19 protein-coding genes are annotated in these 14,504 nt (G+C 65.9%); 11 read left to right on the top strand and 8 right to left on the bottom strand.

Annotated features, from left to right (window positions below; all coding sequences use genetic code 11):
* The first annotated feature begins 114 nt into the window (after positions 1 to 114).
* The 3 genes from ACFPU0_RS18670 to ACFPU0_RS18660 all read left to right on the top strand — a co-directional run bounded on the left by ACFPU0_RS18670 (position 115) and on the right by ACFPU0_RS18660 (position 1,582).
* Positions 115 to 489 carry a hypothetical protein gene (locus ACFPU0_RS18670; RefSeq protein ID WP_377694769.1) on the top strand — a complete coding sequence of 125 codons (375 nt, stop codon included), beginning with the start codon at positions 115 to 117 and terminating at the stop codon, positions 487 to 489.
* A gap of 188 nt (positions 490 to 677) precedes the next feature.
* Positions 678 to 1,139 (top strand): bacteriohemerythrin, encoded by a 462-nt coding sequence (locus ACFPU0_RS18665; protein ID WP_377694768.1) that lies wholly within the window; start codon positions 678 to 680, stop codon positions 1,137 to 1,139.
* 95 nt (positions 1,140 to 1,234) lie between these two features.
* Positions 1,235 to 1,582 (top strand): GFA family protein, encoded by a 348-nt coding sequence (locus ACFPU0_RS18660; RefSeq protein ID WP_377694767.1) that lies wholly within the window; start codon positions 1,235 to 1,237, stop codon positions 1,580 to 1,582.
* A 76-nt stretch (positions 1,583 to 1,658) separates the two neighbouring features.
* Here the strand turns inward: ACFPU0_RS18660 and folE are convergent, their stop codons facing one another.
* The 4 genes from folE to ACFPU0_RS18640 all read right to left on the bottom strand — a co-directional run bounded on the left by folE (position 1,659) and on the right by ACFPU0_RS18640 (position 3,944).
* On the bottom strand, positions 1,659 to 2,207 hold the full coding sequence (gene folE / locus ACFPU0_RS18655) for a GTP cyclohydrolase I FolE (protein ID WP_377694766.1): 549 nt from the start codon (positions 2,205 to 2,207) through the stop codon (positions 1,659 to 1,661).
* 101 nt (positions 2,208 to 2,308) lie between these two features.
* Positions 2,309 to 2,881, bottom strand: coding sequence for a Smr/MutS family protein (locus ACFPU0_RS18650; RefSeq protein ID WP_377694765.1), 573 nt, complete (start codon positions 2,879 to 2,881; stop codon positions 2,309 to 2,311).
* Positions 2,882 to 2,932: 51 nt separating this feature from the next.
* Positions 2,933 to 3,253, bottom strand: a complete 321-nt coding sequence (locus ACFPU0_RS18645) for a hypothetical protein (RefSeq protein WP_377694764.1) — start codon at positions 3,251 to 3,253, stop codon at positions 2,933 to 2,935.
* A 94-nt stretch (positions 3,254 to 3,347) separates the two neighbouring features.
* Positions 3,348 to 3,944, bottom strand: a complete 597-nt coding sequence (locus ACFPU0_RS18640; protein ID WP_377694763.1) for a cysteine hydrolase family protein — start codon at positions 3,942 to 3,944, stop codon at positions 3,348 to 3,350.
* 223 nt (positions 3,945 to 4,167) lie between these two features.
* On the opposite strand from ACFPU0_RS18640, the gene prmB reads away from it, so the two are divergent.
* Positions 4,168 to 5,082, top strand: coding sequence for a 50S ribosomal protein L3 N(5)-glutamine methyltransferase (prmB, locus tag ACFPU0_RS18635; protein WP_377694762.1), 915 nt, complete (start codon positions 4,168 to 4,170; stop codon positions 5,080 to 5,082).
* A gap of 9 nt (positions 5,083 to 5,091) precedes the next feature.
* Here prmB and ACFPU0_RS18630 read toward each other — a convergent pair whose 3' ends face one another.
* The gene (locus ACFPU0_RS18630) at positions 5,092 to 5,871 is read right to left on the bottom strand and encodes a hypothetical protein (protein ID WP_377694761.1); all 780 of its coding nucleotides are present in this window, start codon (positions 5,869 to 5,871) and stop codon (positions 5,092 to 5,094) included.
* Positions 5,872 to 5,978: 107 nt separating this feature from the next.
* On the bottom strand, positions 5,979 to 6,959 hold the full coding sequence (locus tag ACFPU0_RS18625; RefSeq protein ID WP_377694760.1) for an alpha/beta hydrolase: 981 nt from the start codon (positions 6,957 to 6,959) through the stop codon (positions 5,979 to 5,981).
* Between the two features lie 131 nt (positions 6,960 to 7,090).
* On the opposite strand from ACFPU0_RS18625, the gene aroC reads away from it, so the two are divergent.
* From aroC to ACFPU0_RS18595, 6 genes are all read left to right on the top strand, one after another.
* Complete coding sequence (aroC, locus tag ACFPU0_RS18620) at positions 7,091 to 8,182, top strand: chorismate synthase (protein WP_377694759.1); 1,092 nt, start codon at positions 7,091 to 7,093, stop codon at positions 8,180 to 8,182.
* The gene (locus ACFPU0_RS18615; protein ID WP_377694757.1) at positions 8,179 to 9,339 is read left to right on the top strand and encodes an MFS transporter; all 1,161 of its coding nucleotides are present in this window, start codon (positions 8,179 to 8,181) and stop codon (positions 9,337 to 9,339) included. The genes aroC and ACFPU0_RS18615 overlap by 4 nt, the downstream gene beginning before the upstream one ends.
* Positions 9,336 to 9,950: a methylthioribulose 1-phosphate dehydratase gene (locus ACFPU0_RS18610; RefSeq protein ID WP_377694756.1), complete on the top strand. Its 615-nt coding sequence runs from the start codon at positions 9,336 to 9,338 to the stop codon at positions 9,948 to 9,950. The genes ACFPU0_RS18615 and ACFPU0_RS18610 overlap by 4 nt, the downstream gene beginning before the upstream one ends.
* An 89-nt stretch (positions 9,951 to 10,039) precedes the next feature.
* Positions 10,040 to 10,585, top strand: coding sequence for a 1,2-dihydroxy-3-keto-5-methylthiopentene dioxygenase (locus tag ACFPU0_RS18605; protein ID WP_377694755.1), 546 nt, complete (start codon positions 10,040 to 10,042; stop codon positions 10,583 to 10,585).
* A gap of 32 nt (positions 10,586 to 10,617) precedes the next feature.
* A complete protein-coding gene (mtnC, locus tag ACFPU0_RS18600; protein ID WP_377694754.1) occupies positions 10,618 to 11,301 on the top strand; it encodes an acireductone synthase in 684 nt (227 codons plus the stop codon).
* A 183-nt stretch (positions 11,302 to 11,484) separates the two neighbouring features.
* Entirely contained in the window at positions 11,485 to 12,042 is a 558-nt protein-coding gene (locus ACFPU0_RS18595) for a histidine phosphatase family protein (RefSeq protein ID WP_377694753.1), read from the top strand.
* A gap of 9 nt (positions 12,043 to 12,051) precedes the next feature.
* Here the strand turns inward: ACFPU0_RS18595 and ACFPU0_RS18590 are convergent, their stop codons facing one another.
* Positions 12,052 to 12,552: a methylated-DNA--[protein]-cysteine S-methyltransferase gene (locus ACFPU0_RS18590; RefSeq protein WP_377694752.1), complete on the bottom strand. Its 501-nt coding sequence runs from the start codon at positions 12,550 to 12,552 to the stop codon at positions 12,052 to 12,054.
* Positions 12,553 to 12,554: 2 nt separating this feature from the next.
* Complete coding sequence (locus ACFPU0_RS18585) at positions 12,555 to 13,415, bottom strand: DNA-3-methyladenine glycosylase family protein (RefSeq protein ID WP_377694751.1); 861 nt, start codon at positions 13,413 to 13,415, stop codon at positions 12,555 to 12,557.
* A gap of 208 nt (positions 13,416 to 13,623) precedes the next feature.
* Here ACFPU0_RS18585 and speE point away from each other — a divergent pair, with 208 nt between their 5' ends.
* Positions 13,624 to 14,484, top strand: a complete 861-nt coding sequence (speE, locus tag ACFPU0_RS18580) for a polyamine aminopropyltransferase (protein ID WP_377694750.1) — start codon at positions 13,624 to 13,626, stop codon at positions 14,482 to 14,484.
* The last annotated feature ends 20 nt before the right edge of the window (positions 14,485 to 14,504 follow it).

Below are 14,504 nucleotides of genomic sequence, written 5' to 3'. Positions count from 1 at the left end.
CTCAGTGACAATCAAACTGCTCGGCTATCTGCTGTGATCAGCTGAGTCCCCGCAAACTCAACTGCCAGAACCATGGCAGTTACACCACTCGGTGGGACACGATCTGCGATTTGCTTGGGCGGCACAGCATTACTGCCGGCAGGTCTATTTGGCTCTGTCGAACTGACCGAAGAAGAAAAGCGTGTAACGCTTCTGTACTCACTGGCTCGCAATCAATGGGAGTGCAGAAAAAAGGAGGCAACGGAGCTTCTGTTGGCCCGGCACTTGGCCCGAGAGGCGGGCTTGCCAGGGTTTTCCATCACTGACGACCCTCAAGGCAAGATCACAGGGGAGTCGATGCTGGGGCTGTACTCAATGCTCGGTTACAAAGCGCGTTATCTTGCTATTCCTCAAGCCAAGCGAGCTCAACTCGACCAGATTGAAGCATTGAAGCGGCCATTCGATTTGATCGGGTCAGCCAAGGCATTGGGAATCTATCCGGAGCATTGAACAGGCATGGGCGATTGTTATGAATGAAAAAGCCGGCGCTAGCCGGCTTTTTCGTCTCGGGCGCGATTTAGTCGCAGGTTGTCCTCATCCTATTGATTGATATCAAGATTTTCCCTGTCCTCAGCCTCTAGCCTATCGGCGGTTTCGTTATTCCAGACAATGCCAAGGCTGCGCGGCGAGGAGGGCAAGTGGTGTTTCTCGAGTGGGAAAGCGATCTGGACACCGGTATCGAGGTCATCGATGGCCAGCACAAACGTATCGTCGAGATGATCAATGCGTTGCACGCCGCCCAGGTGGATCAGGACAAGGCCGCGGTGGCGCGGGTGATCGAGGAAGTAGTCGACTATACGCTGTCGCATTTCGCCTTCGAGGAAGCCTTGCTGGAAGATGCCGGCTACCGCTTCAGCCGAGCGCACAAGAAGGTCCATGAGCTGTTCATCCGGCGCGTCAACGTGTTGCGCACGCGTCACGAAGCCGCCGAAGACGTGGCCGACGAGCTCAAGGGCCTGCTCGGGCGCTGGTTGCTCAATCACATCCGCAACGACGATGCCAACTACGTCGAGGCAGTGAAGGCCAACATGCAGCAATTGACCCGGGACAACGGCAGTGGTGGCTGGCTGTCGCGCTCGATGAAACGCTTCTTCGGCTGAACGGGTTAGGACGCCGCCTGCCATGGCGGAGCGTCCGGGCCTGTACTAAGTTGGACGCTCCAGCCTGCCAACAGGCGTCCATCGGAGTGCCGGCCATGAAGTACCGGGGTAGCTGCCATTGCGGGAAGATAGCCTTCGAGGTCGAGGGCGTCATCGAGCAGGTCATGGAGTGCAACTGTTCGCTGTGCAGCCGGCGCGGCTACCTGCTCTGGTTCGTGCCACGGGAGCAGCTGCGTCTCTCCACGCCCGAGTCGGACCTGTCCACCTATCGCTTCAACCGCATGCACATCGCCCACCATTTCTGCGCCACCTGCGGCTGCGCGCCCTATGGCGAGGCCTCCGACCCCAAGGGCAAGGCCATGGCCGCAGTGAATGTCCGCTGCCTGGAAGACGTGCCCCTCGACGGGCTGAAGGTGGTGAAGGTGGACGGCAAGAGCTTCTAGCCGGCGAGGCCCAGGTCCTTGCCGTGGCGCAACGAAAGAAGCCGGCTTGCGCCGGCTTTTTCGGGGAAGGCGAAACTCAGTTGTTGATCAGGCTGAGGAATTCGCTGCGGGTCGCCGCGTTTTCGCGGAACTCGCCGAGCATCACCGAGGTGACCATGGAGGAGTTCTGCTTCTCCACGCCGCGCATCATCATGCACATGTGCTGGGCCTCGATGACCACGGCCACGCCCAGGGCGCCGGTGACCTGCTGCACGGCCTCGGCGATCTGGCGGCTGAGGTTTTCCTGGATCTGCAGGCGGCGGGCGTACATGTCGACGATGCGCGCGACCTTGGACAGGCCCAGCACCTTGCCGTTGGGGATGTAGGCCACGTGCGCCTTGCCGATGAACGGCAGCAGGTGGTGCTCGCAGAGCGAGTACAGCTCGATGTTCTTCACCAGCACCATTTCGCTGTTGTCGGAGCTGAACAGGGCGCCGTTGGTGACTTCTTCCAGCGTCTGCTCGTAGCCGCGGCAGAGATACTGCATCGCCTTGGCGGCGCGCTTCGGGGTATCGAGCAGGCCTTCACGGGAGACATCCTCGCCGAGCTGGCCGAGGATGGCGGTGTAATGCTGTTCCAGGGACATGGAAATTCCTGTGGGGGTTTACGCAAAGACGCAGGGTAGGGCGCCAAGGAGCGGCTGGCAAGGGCGGGCTGCGCTCGGCGCCCGCCGCTTGGTCGGGTGTTCTATTCGTCGCGGCCTTCCAGCATGGTCCGCCGCAGCATCACGTAGACCGCGCCGGTGCCGCCGTGCTTCGGCAGGCAGGAGGTGAAGCCCAGCACCTGCGGGTGCTGGCGCAGCCAGGTGTTGACGTGGCTCTTGATCAGCGGGCGCTTGCCGTCCAGGCGTGCCGCCTTGCCGTGGGTCACGCGCACGCAGCGCACCTCGAAGCGGGTGGCTTCGGCGATGAAGTCCCAGAGGGTCTCGCGGGCCTTTTCCACCGTCATGCCGTGCAGGTCGAGGCTGCCTTCGAAGCCGATCTGGCCTTGCTTGAGCTTGCGCATCTGACCTTCCTGGACGCCATCGCGGGACCAGGACAGCTCGTCCTCGGCGCCGACGTCGATGACGAACTGGTCGGACAGGCCGTCGACCTTCACGCTGGCGACGCTCAGGGTGGCGTTCTGCCGCCGGTTGGCCAGCTGTTTCAGGTCGGTGCGTACCTTGCCGGTGTCGGCGCGATCGGTCTGGATGCGCTTCACACCGCGCATTTCCATGGCGAACAGGGAACTTTCGTCGTCTTTCTGGGCGTCGTCTTGCATTACAGGCCTCCGCGAAGGGCGGCTAGTTTACCCAAATGCCCGGCTCGCGGCTCAGTCGCGTTTCTTCATCAGATGCGGTGACAGGCTGAGGTCGCTGCGGCGTCGGGAGCGCCGCCGGCAGAGGCGCCAGGCGAGTACCCCGACCCAGAGGAAGAGCAGGCCGAAGAGCAGCAGCACGATGGCCGCGCCGGTACTGTCGTTGAGTGGGCCCAGGGCGGGTGGGCGTCCCAGCAGGGTGGCGGTGCCGGCCATCGCCAGCAGTACGCCGAATCCGGCGAACAGCGCCGCCAGCGCCGCCGCGAAACGCCAGCGCCAATTGCCCGGGCCCCGTGGGCGCAGGCGGCGGGCATCGAAACCATCGGATAACTTCATCCGGACGTCCTCTTGCATGATCGGGATATGACCGGCGCCAGCTGGCGGTGGTTCCGGTCATTCCCCCGGCGGATGTCGTGGGATGCAACGACGCCTAGATCAGCGCCTTGGCCTGCGGCACCACGCTGGCGAAGTTGTCGGCGAGGGCGATCACCTCGACACGGTGCATTTCTTCCGCGCTGATGACGCCGCCATCGACGGTCGGCAGGTCGCGGGTCGCACAGGCTGCGCTCACCAGCGTGCAGCGATAACCATAGTCCTTGGCGGCACGGACCGTGGTGCTGATGCTGGAGTGGGTCATGAAACCGCAGACGATCAGGTCCAGGTGACCGATCTCCTGCAGGCGGTCGTGCAGGTCGGTGCCGGCGAAGGCGTTGGGCAGACGCTTCTCCACCACTATCTCGCCCGGCAGGGGGGCGACTTCCGGAAGGTGCTCGCCGCGTTCGCCACGGGGATCGAAGATACCGCCGGGCACGCCGAGGTGCTTCACGTGGACGATGGCGCTACCCATGGCGCGGGCGGCGGCGAGGAGGCTGGCGATCTCGTCGAGGGCGGCATCGAGGCCGGGCAGGGCGAGGACGCCGCTGCGATATTCCTCCTGGGCGTCTATGACGACCAGGGTGGCGTTGTTCAGGTTGGCCGGCGGATAGCCGCGGCCACTGAGCTGGAACATGGATTTTGGGGCGGACATGCGGACCTCCGAGTACGACATGGCCACTATTGTCCGCCGTGCGGAGGAATAAGTGAACCATGGACCAAGGTCCAGTTGCCCGGCGCACGTCGGGCATCGAGCCGCCCCGCGGCCTGCGGGGTGGCCGGGTGCTGGCCCCGGGCCTCCGTTCGTCGGCTGTCGCGAGCTGCCGCAAGTCGGGAGGGGTGCTAGACTTGACGCCCCGTTTGCCGAGGTAGCTGTCGTGTCCGAATCCCGCCTGCGAACCCTGCGTGATCACATCCGCTGGGCTGTCAGCCGTTTCCATGCTGAAAACCTGTTCTTCGGTCACGGCACCGACAATGCCTGGGACGAGGCGCGTCAGCTGGTGCTCGGTGCGCTGCACCTGCCCTATGAGATCGCCGACAGCTACCTGGACTGCCGCCTGGAAGAAGACGAGTGCGCCGGACTGCGCGAACTGCTCCGCCGGCGCATCGAGGAGCGCGTGCCGGTGGCCTATCTGCTGGGCGAGGCCTGGTTCTGTGGCATGCCCTTCGTGGTCGACGAGCGGGTCCTGGTGCCCCGTTCGCCGATCGCCGAGCTGATCCAGCAGCGCTTCGCTCCCTGGCTGCCCCAGGCCCCGGCGCGCATCCTCGACCTCTGTACCGGTTCCGGCTGCATTGGCATCGCCTGCGCCCATGGCTTCCCGGAAGCCGAAGTGGTGCTGGGCGACCTGTCCTTCGACGCGCTGGAAGTGGCCAACCTGAACATCGAGCGCCATGGCCTGGAAGAGCGGGTCTACACGGTGCAGGGCGACGGTTTCGACGCTCTGCCGGGGCAGCGATTCGACCTGATCGTTTCCAATCCGCCCTATGTGGATGCCGAGGACTTCGCCGACATGCCGGCCGAGTACCACCACGAACCCGAACTGGGGCTGGCCTGCGGCACCGATGGCCTGGACCTGGTACGGCGGATGCTGGCCGAAGCGGCCGACCACCTGACGGAAAAGGGCCTGCTGATAGTCGAGGTGGGCAACAGCCAGGTGCACGTGGAAGCGCTCTACCCGGAGGTTGACTTCCTCTGGCTGGAGTTCCAGCACGGTGGCCATGGCGTGTTCATGCTCAGCGCCAGGCAGTGCCGCGAGCACCAGGCGCTGTTCCGCGCGCGGCTGAACGGCTGACCCGCGGGGTCAGCGTGTGGTGATCCAGATCAGCAGGCCGGCCTGGAACACGGCGAAGGCCACCAGGCAGGCGATGGTGAAGCGCAGGCCGCTGTCTTCCCGCTTGTAGACGGCGATCCGCTCCCCCAGCTTGCGGATCTCCACCTCCTGCCGCTGCAGGTTCTGGTCCGCCTGTTCCAGCATCGCGGCGGCCTCCTGCAGATCCACCACCTGCACCTTCTCGCGGCGCCAGTCGCCGTGCAGTTCGCTGACCCGGCCAGCGCCATAGCGGGCCTTGAGCTGCAGGTTGTCCAGGTAGTCGACCTCGAAGCCCTGGGCCTTGAGCACGTGGTCGCGGCGCAGGCGCGCCTCGTTGTCCAGCGCGTCCTTGGCCGGCAGCGCGCCACCTTCGATCCGATAGTGCGCCCAGCGCTGCCTGGCCCAGGCGATGCCCTGGCCCAGCAGGAAGCGCCCCAGGCCACGGTTCTGCGGTTCCAGCTGCAAGCCGCTGTCCGGGCCGAAGCGGACTTCCTTGTTGCGATGATCGGCCCAGACCTCCAGCAGGTTCCGCTCCTTGCGGACTTTCTGTCCGGGCAACTGGATGACCAGGCGCAGCAGGCTCTGCTCCTTGCCGTGGCGCTCCACCCGGCCCAGCTCGACGAAGCGCAGGGGCCGCGCGCCGGTATGGCGGTCGATGGGCAGCGGCGCGAGGCGCAGCAGCTCGAAGCGCTCTGCGGCCAGTTCCGCCCAGGGGTGGGGCTGAGGTGCGGCTTCCTCGGTGCCCTGCTGTTCGGCTGTGCTTTCGGTCATCGGGAAATACCTTGTAGGGGCCTGCGCCGACGAATGTAGAACGTTCGTGCCGGTCTTGTTGAGCAATCTACCTGCACTGTGTGAGGTTTCTTGCAGAACCTGAGGTCTTATCGGCCGCTTTCCGAATTTCTGGAGGCGGGGAGCCCCTGGATGAAGGCCAGGATGTGCTCACCCAGCTCCCGCGCCAGGGGCAACTGCGGGTTCCTGTAGGACGCCAGCTGCTGTTCCATGTCCAGCGGCACGATACGCAGCATGTGGTTCATGCCTTCGACTATGGCCAGTCGGGCGTCGGGCCTGGCGGCCTTGAGCTGCTCGGCGTCGCTCACGCTGACCTGGATGTCGTGGCTGCCCTGGAGGATCAGCGCCGGTATGCGCAGGCGGCCGAAGGCCTGCGCCGGGTCCTGGCGGAACAGGGAGATCAGGTAGGGTTGCACGCTCGGCCGGAACAGTACCTCCAGCGCCTGCGGCACTTCGGCCACCTGCTGGCCCGCCCGCAGGCTGGCCAGCAGGGCGTCGCTCTGGGCCAGCAGGGGCGGCGGCAGGCGGTTCTGCAGCTGGTCGCGCAGCAACTGGTCGATGGGGCGGGCACTGCCGGCGATGCTGACCAGGGCGTCGGCTCCGGCCGCATCCGCGGCCAGGCTGGCGATCAGCGCGCCTTCGCTGTGGCCGATGAGGATCAGCCGGGAGAAGCGCGGGTCCTGCTTCAGGCGCTGGCCCCAGGCCGCCGCATCGCGGGCGTAGAGCTCGATGCTGAGCTGGCGCTCGTCGGTACCGGCCTCCCGGCTGGCGGCAATGCCACGCTTGTCATAGCGCAGGCTGGCGATGCCGTTGCGCGCGAGCAATTGCGCAAGCTTCTTCAGGCTGTCGTTGCGTCCGCCGAGCGAATTGTTGCCGTCGCGGTCGGTGGGGCCGGAGCCGGCGATGATCAGCGCCACCGGCACCGCATTCTCGGTCTTCGGCCGCAGCAGGGTGCCGTACAGCACGCCGCTGCCGGTGTCCAGTTCGATGGGGCGCTGCAGCACACTCTGGGGCTCGGCCCGGGCCAGGCCGGCGAGGAGGGGGAGGATCAGCAGGAGGAATCGCAGCATGGGTCGGGGTGGTGTCCTGGATGGCGGGTTGGACGCGGCCGACGGCACAAGGTTCGAGGGGTGAACTGGCTGGACGCCGCGGGTATACTGCTCGACCTTCGATCGAGGCCCATTTCTGCGGAGCACTGTGCATGTCCGGCAACACCTACGGCAAGCTGTTCACCGTCACCACCGCTGGCGAAAGCCATGGTCCGGCGCTGGTCGCCATAGTCGACGGCTGCCCGCCGGGGCTGGATATTTCCCTCGAGGACCTGCAGCGCGACCTGGATCGCCGCAAGCCGGGCACCAGTCGCCACACCACCCAGCGCCAGGAAGCCGACGAGGTGGAGATCCTCTCCGGCGTGTTCGAGGGCAAGACCACCGGTTGCGCCATCGGCCTGCTGATCCGCAACACCGACCAGAAGTCCAAGGACTACTCGGCGATCAAGGACCTGTTCCGCCCGGCCCATGCCGATTACACCTACCACCACAAGTACGGTATCCGCGACTACCGTGGCGGCGGCCGTTCCTCGGCGCGGGAAACCGCCATGCGCGTGGCTGCCGGCGCCATCGCCAAGAAGTTCCTGGCCACCCAGGGCATCACCGTGCGTGGCTACATGAGCCAGCTCGGCCCCATCGAGATTCCCTTCAAGACCTGGGATTCGGTGGAGCAGAACGCCTTCTTCAGCCCCGACCCGGACAAGGTGCCGGAGCTGGAGGCCTACATGGACCAGTTGCGTCGCGACCAGGATTCGGTGGGCGCGAAGATCACCGTGGTCGCCGAAGGCGTGCCGCCGGGCCTGGGCGAGCCGATCTTCGACCGCCTGGACGCCGAACTGGCCCACGCGCTGATGAGCATCAATGCGGTGAAGGGCGTGGAGATCGGCGCCGGTTTCGCCAGCGTGGCCCAGCGCGGCACCCAGCATCGCGACGAGCTGACCCCGCAAGGCTTCCTCTCCAACAATGCCGGCGGCATCCTCGGCGGCATTTCCTCCGGCCAGCCGATCGTCGCCAACCTGGCGCTCAAGCCCACCTCCAGCATCACCACCCCCGGCCGTTCCATCGATATCCACGGCAACCCGGTTGAGGTGGTCACCAAGGGCCGCCATGACCCCTGCGTGGGCATCCGCGCCACCCCGATCGCCGAAGCCATGATGGCCATCGTGCTGATGGACCACCTGCTGCGTCACCGTGCGCAGAACGCCGACGTGCAGGTCGAGACCCCGGTGCTCGGCCAGCTGTGACGGGCGGCGCGAGCGCGCTGCCCTACTGGCGGCTGTCCAGCTTCTATCTCTTCTATTTCTCCCTGCTGGGCGCCACGGCGCCCTTCCTCGGGCTGTACTTCGCGCACCTGGGCTTTTCCAGTGCGCGAATCGGCGAGCTGCTGGCCATTCCCATGCTGATGCGCTGCGTGGCGCCCAATCTCTGGGGCTGGCTGGGCGACCGCAGCGGCCGGCGCCTGGATATCGTGCGCTTCGGTGCCTTCTGCACCCTGGTGACCTTCTCGCTGATCTTCGTCAGCCACAGCTATGCCTGGCTGGCGCTGATCATGGCCCTGCACGCCTTCTTCTGGCATGCGGTGCTGCCGCAGTTCGAGGTGATCACCCTGGCGCACCTCAAGGAGCAGGCGGCGCGCTACAGCGAGGTACGGCTCTGGGGCTCCATCGGCTTCATCCTCACGGTGATCGGACTGGGCAAGCTGTTCGAGCTGTTCAGCCTGGATCTCTATCCCTGGGCGCTGGTGGTCATCATGGGCGGCATAGTCCTCAGCAGCTTCTGGGTGCCCAACGCCACGCCCCAGGCGCGGCCGGACGTGGCGGGGCAGGGTGGCTTCCTCGCCCAGCTGCGCCAGCCCGGCGTGCTGGCCTTCTATCTATGTGTGGGGCTGATGCAGCTGTCCCATGGCCCTTACTACAGCTTCCAGACCATCTACCTGGAGGCCCTCGGCTACTCGCGCAGCCTGATCGGCCAGCTCTGGGCCCTGGGGGTGGTGGCCGAGGTGCTGCTGTTCCTGGTGATGGCGCGCATCCTCGCGCGCTACTCGGTGCGTACGGTACTGCTGGCCAGCGTCCTGATCGCCGCTCTGCGCTGGCTGCTGCTGGGCAACTTCTCCGACCAGCTCCCGGTGCTGCTGTTCGCCCAGTTGCTGCACGCGGCCACCTTCGGCAGCTTTCACGCAGCCGCCATCCATTTCGTGCAACGTCGGTTCGGACCGCGCCAGCAGGGACAGAGCCAGGCGCTCTACGCCGCCCTGGCCGGCACCGGTGGCGCCCTCGGCGCACTCTACTCGGGCTATAGCTGGAGCAGCCTGGGGCCGGTCTGGACCTACGTCATCGCCAGTCTCGCGGCAACCGCCGCAGCCGTTATCATTGCCACCCGATTGCAAGAGGAGCGGGCATGAATCGCCAACAACTCGCCCAGGAAATCATCGACGCCGGCCGCTTCCTTTACGGCCGCGGCTGGTCGCCGGCCACCAGCAGCAACTACTCGGTACGCTTGTCCGCCAGCGAGGCGCTGCTGACCGTGTCCGGCAAGCACAAGGGCCAGCTGGGGCCGGACGACGTGCTGGCCACGGATCTCGACGGCAACAGCCTGGAGCCGGGGAAGAAACCCTCGGCGGAGACCCTGCTGCATACCCAGCTCTACCGCTGGAAGCCGGAAGTCGGTGCCGTGCTGCACACCCATTCGGTGAACGCCACCGTGCTCTCGCGGCTGACCCTGGCCGATTCCCTGGTGTTCGCCGACTACGAGCTGCAGAAGGCTTTCAGCGGCATCACCACCCACGAATCCCAGGTGCTGGTGCCGATCTTCGACAACGACCAGGACATCTCCCGCCTGGCCGCCAAGGTACAGCCCTGGCTGGAGCAGCACCCGGACTGCGTGGGTTACCTGATCCGCGGCCACGGCCTCTATACTTGGGGGCCGCGCATGAGCGATGCCCTGCGCCAGGTCGAAGCCTTCGAGTTTCTCTTCGAGTGCGAGCTGAAGACCCTCTCGATCTCCCGGCGTTGATGCTTCCTTCGCACGAAGATGCCTGACTGATACCGGTGCCGACCGACCCGCCAGAGAGCCGGGAGGAGGCCCGCAAAAGGAGTACCCGGATGAGCAGCCTGACCGTTTACCACGAATCCAGTCCTGACCTGCCGAACAAGGTCCTGACCCACCTGGACGATATCGCCTCCACCCTGGCCGCCGTCGGCGTGCGCTTCGAGCGCTGGGAAGCCGCGGCCCCCATCGCCCCGGGCGCCAGCCAGGATGAGGTGATCGCCGCCTACCGGCCGCAGATCGACCGCCTGATGCAGGAGCAGGGCTATGTCACGGTCGACGTGGTCAGCCTGACCGCCGACCATCCGCAGAAGGCCGAACTGCGCGCCAAGTTCCTCGACGAGCACCGCCACGGCGAGGACGAGGTGCGCTTCTTCGTCGCCGGTCGCGGCCTCTTCACCCTGCATATCGACGACTACGTCTACGCCGTGCTCTGCGAGAAGAACGACCTGATCTCGGTACCGGCCGGTACGCGCCACTGGTTCGACATGGGTGAGCATCCGCACTTCGTCGCCATCCGCCTGTTCAACAACCCGGAAGGCTGGGTCGCCCAGTTCACCGGCGACGAGATCGCCAAGCGCTTCCCGCAGCTGGAAGATTGAGCCGGCCATACCCGATTCACCTGGAGTTCCCCATGCCCATCAAGGCCATCCTGACTGATATCGAAGGTACCACCAGCGCGGTGAGCTTTGTCTTCGATGTGCTTTTCCCCTTCGCTGCCCGCCATCTGCCGGAGTTCGTCCTGACCCATGGGCAGGAGCCGGAAGTAGCGCGGCAGATCGATGCCGTGCGGGCCGAAAGCGGCGAGGCCGGGGCCAGCCCGGAGCGGGTGGTGGAAATCCTCCTGGGGTGGATAGCCGAGGACCGCAAGGCCACGTCGCTCAAGGCGCTGCAGGGCATGGTCTGGGAACAGGGCTATCGCGCCGGCCAGCTCAAGGGCCATGTCTACCCGGATGCGGTGGAAGCGCTGCGCCGCTGGAAGGAGCAGGGCTATGACCTCTACGTCTATTCCTCCGGTTCCATCCAGGCACAGAAGCTGATCTTCGGCTGCTCGGAGGCCGGCGACCTGACCCCGCTGTTCTCCGGCTACTTCGATACCACCTCCGGGCCCAAGCGCGAGGCGGCGTCCTACCAGCGCATCGCTTCGGCCATCGGCCTGCCCGGGGAGGAGATCCTGTTCCTCTCCGACGTGGTCCAGGAGCTGGATGCGGCCCGCGAAGCGGGCATGCAGACCATCGGCCTGGCCCGCGAAGGCGGTGCCCTGGATGGCCACGAGACAGTGGCCAGCTTCGCGGTGATCGACCTGGCGCGCTGCTGATGTCGCCCTGGATCGCCTGACGGAGCGCGAGGAAGGGTTCCTTCAGCCGATCTATCCTTGGGGTGACTGCATCCACCAGGGAGCGTCCTCCATGGGTTCCTGCCGCTGCGTCGTTGCGGCCCGACCGGATTCGGGCCTGTACAGGGCAACCAGTGGCCGGGCGTTGCAGCCGGCGCCCCGGCCATGACCCGACTCATCGTCCTTTTGCTGTGCGCGCTGCTGGCCCTGCCGGCGGCCGCCGACCAGAAATCCGCCTGGCAGGCCCTGCGCGAGGGCAAGGCCTTTCTGCTCCTGCGTCACACCACGGCGCCCGGTACCGGCGACCCTGAAGGTTTTCGCCTCGGCGATTGCAGCACCCAGCGCAACCTCAGCGAGCGGGGGCGCCAGGAGGCGCGGCGCTGGGGCAGGTTGCTGGTGCGGCGCAAGGTGGAACAGCCGCGCCTCTACACCAGCAGTTGGTGCCGTGCCCAGGACACCGCCCAGGAAATGGGGCTGGGGGCGGTGGAGACGCTTTCGGCGCTGGACTCCTTCTTCAGCGATCCGGAGAGCCAGGAGGCGCAGAAGGCGGAGATGCGCAAGGCCATCGAGAGCGTGCCCAAGGACCGGCCGGTGATCATGGTCAGCCACCAGGTGAACATCAAGGCGCTGACAGGTTTCTCGCCGAAGAACGGCGAGGGGATGATCATCGAGCTGCCATTGGCCGATCCACCGAAGGTGCTGGCGCGCATCCGGCAACCATGATGACTCGGCTCAGATCAGCAGCAACTGGTCCTGCTCCGGCTGCAGCTTGACCCCTTCCAGCTTCAGCAGCAGCGCCTTGCGCGACAGGCCGCCGGCATAGCCGGTCAGGCTGCCATCGCGGCCGATGACCCGGTGGCAGGGAATGATGATGGAAATGGGGTTGGCACCATTGGCCGTGCCCACGGCGCGCACCGCCTTCGGGTTGCCGATGCGTTCGGCCAGCTCGCTGTAGCTGGTGGTGCAGCCATAGGGGATTTCCAGCAGCGCCTTCCAGACTTCCTGCTGGAAGGGCGTACCGCGCGGTGCAAGAAGCAGGTCGAAGCGTTTCAGGCGGCCTTCGAAGTAGCGGTCCAACTGCCGGCAATGTTCGTCGAACTGGCGAGTGGCCGGCTGCCAGTCGGCGTTCGGGTATCCGCGCCGCTCGGTATCCATGTAGAGCATCTGCAGGCCGGACTCGTCGCCAGCCAGCAGCAGCTCGCCGGTGGGGCTTTCGTGGTAGCGGAAATACATCTTCATTCCTCCTCGGCATAGCTCTGCCAGAGATAGACGGCCGCATAGGCGCGCCAGGGGCGCCACTGCTCAGCCCGGCTGGCCAGCTCCCGCGCGCTGATACCTTCGGGGCCCCAGAGCGGCGACTTGAGCAGGCCGAGGTCTGCGGTGGGAAAGGCGTCCGGCTGGCCGAAGGCGCGCAAGGCGATGTATTCGGCGGTCCAGCGGCCAATGCCGGGCAGGGCGCAGAGGCGCTCCACCAGGGCTTCGACGCCGCCCGTCAGGTTCAGTTCAAGGCTGCCATCGGCCACCGCCCGGGCGAAGCGACGCAGGGTGTCGACACGCTTGCCGGGCATGCCGATGCCGGGCAGGGGGGCTTCGGCGATAGCTTGCGGGGTCGGAAAAAGCCGCTGCGGGCCGCCGGTCTCGGCATCCTCCAGGGGCTCCCCGAGCCGCTCCACCAGGCGTCCGGCGATGGTTACCGCCGCCTTCACCGTGACCTGCTGGCCGATGATGGTGCGCACCCCCTGCTCGAATGGGTCGAAGGCCACCGGCAGGCGCAGGCCCGGGTAGCGCGCCAGCAGGCCGCGCAGCAAGGGGTCGCGCGCCAGGTGACTGGCGATGGCGGTGGGGTCGGTGTCGAGGTCGAACATTTGCCGGATGCGCGGGGCCAGTTGCGACTCGAGGCCCCGGGCGGATGGGCTCAGCTCCAGTTCCAGGGCGCCTGCCCCCGGGCGCAGGCGCAGCCAGCCACTGCGTGCGCCCAGGCGGAAGCTGCGGCAATAGCTGTCGGCCGTCAGCTGCTCGACGCCGGGCAGGCGCCGCAGGGCGAAATGTTGCTGGAACTGCTTCCAGCTCCAGGGCTCGAAATAATCAAGGCGCATGGGCTCGGTGGGCTCGCGGGAATCTGCTGAAGGGAGCGGTTGCGGTCAGGGTGTGACGATATTCTCCCGGCGCCGTGCTGTCTCTGCAAAACTGACTTTCAAATTCTCCCGCCGCGGTTCGACCTGACATCCAAGCCATCGTAAAATGCGCGCCTTTTCATGGGGCGGAGGCACCGTCCGCTAATACAGCCAGCAGGGGAGACAACCCATGAGCGACTATCAGGAAACTCTCTACGACGGATACGGCCAGCGCTTTCGCATGGACAAGCTGCTGCACGAAGTGCGCACCGAGCACCAGCACCTGGTGATCTTCGAGAACGCCCGCATGGGGCGTGTCATGGCCCTGGACGGCGTGATCCAGACCACCGAGGCGGACGAGTTCATCTATCACGAGATGCTCACCCATGTGCCGATCCTCGCCCATGGCGCGGCGAAGAGCGTGCTGATCATCGGTGGTGGCGACGGTGGCATGCTCCGCGAAGTGTGCAAGCACCGCGATATCGAGCGCATCACCATGGTCGAGATCGACGGCACGGTAGTGGAGATGTGCAAGGAGTTCCTGCCGAACCATTCCAAGGGCGCCTATGAAGACCCGCGCCTGAACCTGGTGATCGATGACGGCATGCGCTTCGTCGCCACCACCGAGGAAAGGTTCGACGTCATCATCTCCGACTCCACCGACCCGATCGGTCCCGGCGAGGTGCTGTTCTCCGAAAACTTCTACCAGGCCTGCCGCCGCTGCCTGAACGACGGCGGCGTGCTGGTGACCCAGAACGGCACCCCCTTCATGCAGCTTGGCGAAGTGCAGACCACCGCCAGCCGCATGGACAGCCTGTTCGCCGACTGGCACTTCTACCAGGCGGCGGTGCCCACCTACATCGGCGGCGCCATGACCTTCGCCTGGGGCGCCACCGACCCGGAAATGCGCAAGCTTCCCGTGGAAACCCTGCGCCAACGCTATGCCGGCAGCGGCATCGTGACCCGCTACTACAATCCGGAAATCCATGTCGGCGCCTTCGCCCTGCCGCAGTACGTGCTGCAGGCGGTGAACAAGCCGAGCAACGACTGAGTTGTCGGGTAGATGAAAAG

It is taken from the genome of Pseudomonas sp. GCM10022186 (assembly GCF_042656385.1).
Lineage (GTDB): Bacteria > Pseudomonadota > Gammaproteobacteria > Pseudomonadales > Pseudomonadaceae > Metapseudomonas.
The sequence above is the reverse complement of the archived record's forward strand: the minus strand, read 5'-3'. Positions and strand labels throughout refer to the sequence as shown.

What these genes read in the sequence shown, in the direction of transcription:
- ACFPU0_RS18660 (WP_377694767.1), top strand. Translation starts at nt 1,235, where the DNA reads ATGAAGTACCGGGGTAGCTGCCATTGCGGGAAGATAGCCTTCGAGGTC.
- folE (WP_377694766.1), bottom strand. Translation starts at nt 2,207, where the DNA reads ATGTCCCTGGAACAGCATTACACCGCCATCCTCGGCCAGCTCGGCGAG.
- ACFPU0_RS18650 (WP_377694765.1), bottom strand. Translation starts at nt 2,881, where the DNA reads ATGCAAGACGACGCCCAGAAAGACGACGAAAGTTCCCTGTTCGCCATG.
- ACFPU0_RS18645 (WP_377694764.1), bottom strand. Translation starts at nt 3,253, where the DNA reads ATGAAGTTATCCGATGGTTTCGATGCCCGCCGCCTGCGCCCACGGGGC.
- ACFPU0_RS18640 (WP_377694763.1), bottom strand. Translation starts at nt 3,944, where the DNA reads ATGTCCGCCCCAAAATCCATGTTCCAGCTCAGTGGCCGCGGCTATCCG.
- ACFPU0_RS18630 (WP_377694761.1), bottom strand. Translation starts at nt 5,871, where the DNA reads ATGACCGAAAGCACAGCCGAACAGCAGGGCACCGAGGAAGCCGCACCT.
- ACFPU0_RS18625 (WP_377694760.1), bottom strand. Translation starts at nt 6,959, where the DNA reads ATGCTGCGATTCCTCCTGCTGATCCTCCCCCTCCTCGCCGGCCTGGCC.
- aroC (WP_377694759.1), top strand. Translation starts at nt 7,091, where the DNA reads ATGTCCGGCAACACCTACGGCAAGCTGTTCACCGTCACCACCGCTGGC.
- ACFPU0_RS18610 (WP_377694756.1), top strand. Translation starts at nt 9,336, where the DNA reads ATGAATCGCCAACAACTCGCCCAGGAAATCATCGACGCCGGCCGCTTC.
- ACFPU0_RS18605 (WP_377694755.1), top strand. Translation starts at nt 10,040, where the DNA reads ATGAGCAGCCTGACCGTTTACCACGAATCCAGTCCTGACCTGCCGAAC.
- mtnC (WP_377694754.1), top strand. Translation starts at nt 10,618, where the DNA reads ATGCCCATCAAGGCCATCCTGACTGATATCGAAGGTACCACCAGCGCG.
- ACFPU0_RS18595 (WP_377694753.1), top strand. Translation starts at nt 11,485, where the DNA reads ATGACCCGACTCATCGTCCTTTTGCTGTGCGCGCTGCTGGCCCTGCCG.
- ACFPU0_RS18590 (WP_377694752.1), bottom strand. Translation starts at nt 12,552, where the DNA reads ATGTATTTCCGCTACCACGAAAGCCCCACCGGCGAGCTGCTGCTGGCT.
- ACFPU0_RS18585 (WP_377694751.1), bottom strand. Translation starts at nt 13,415, where the DNA reads ATGCGCCTTGATTATTTCGAGCCCTGGAGCTGGAAGCAGTTCCAGCAA.
- speE (WP_377694750.1), top strand. Translation starts at nt 13,624, where the DNA reads ATGAGCGACTATCAGGAAACTCTCTACGACGGATACGGCCAGCGCTTT.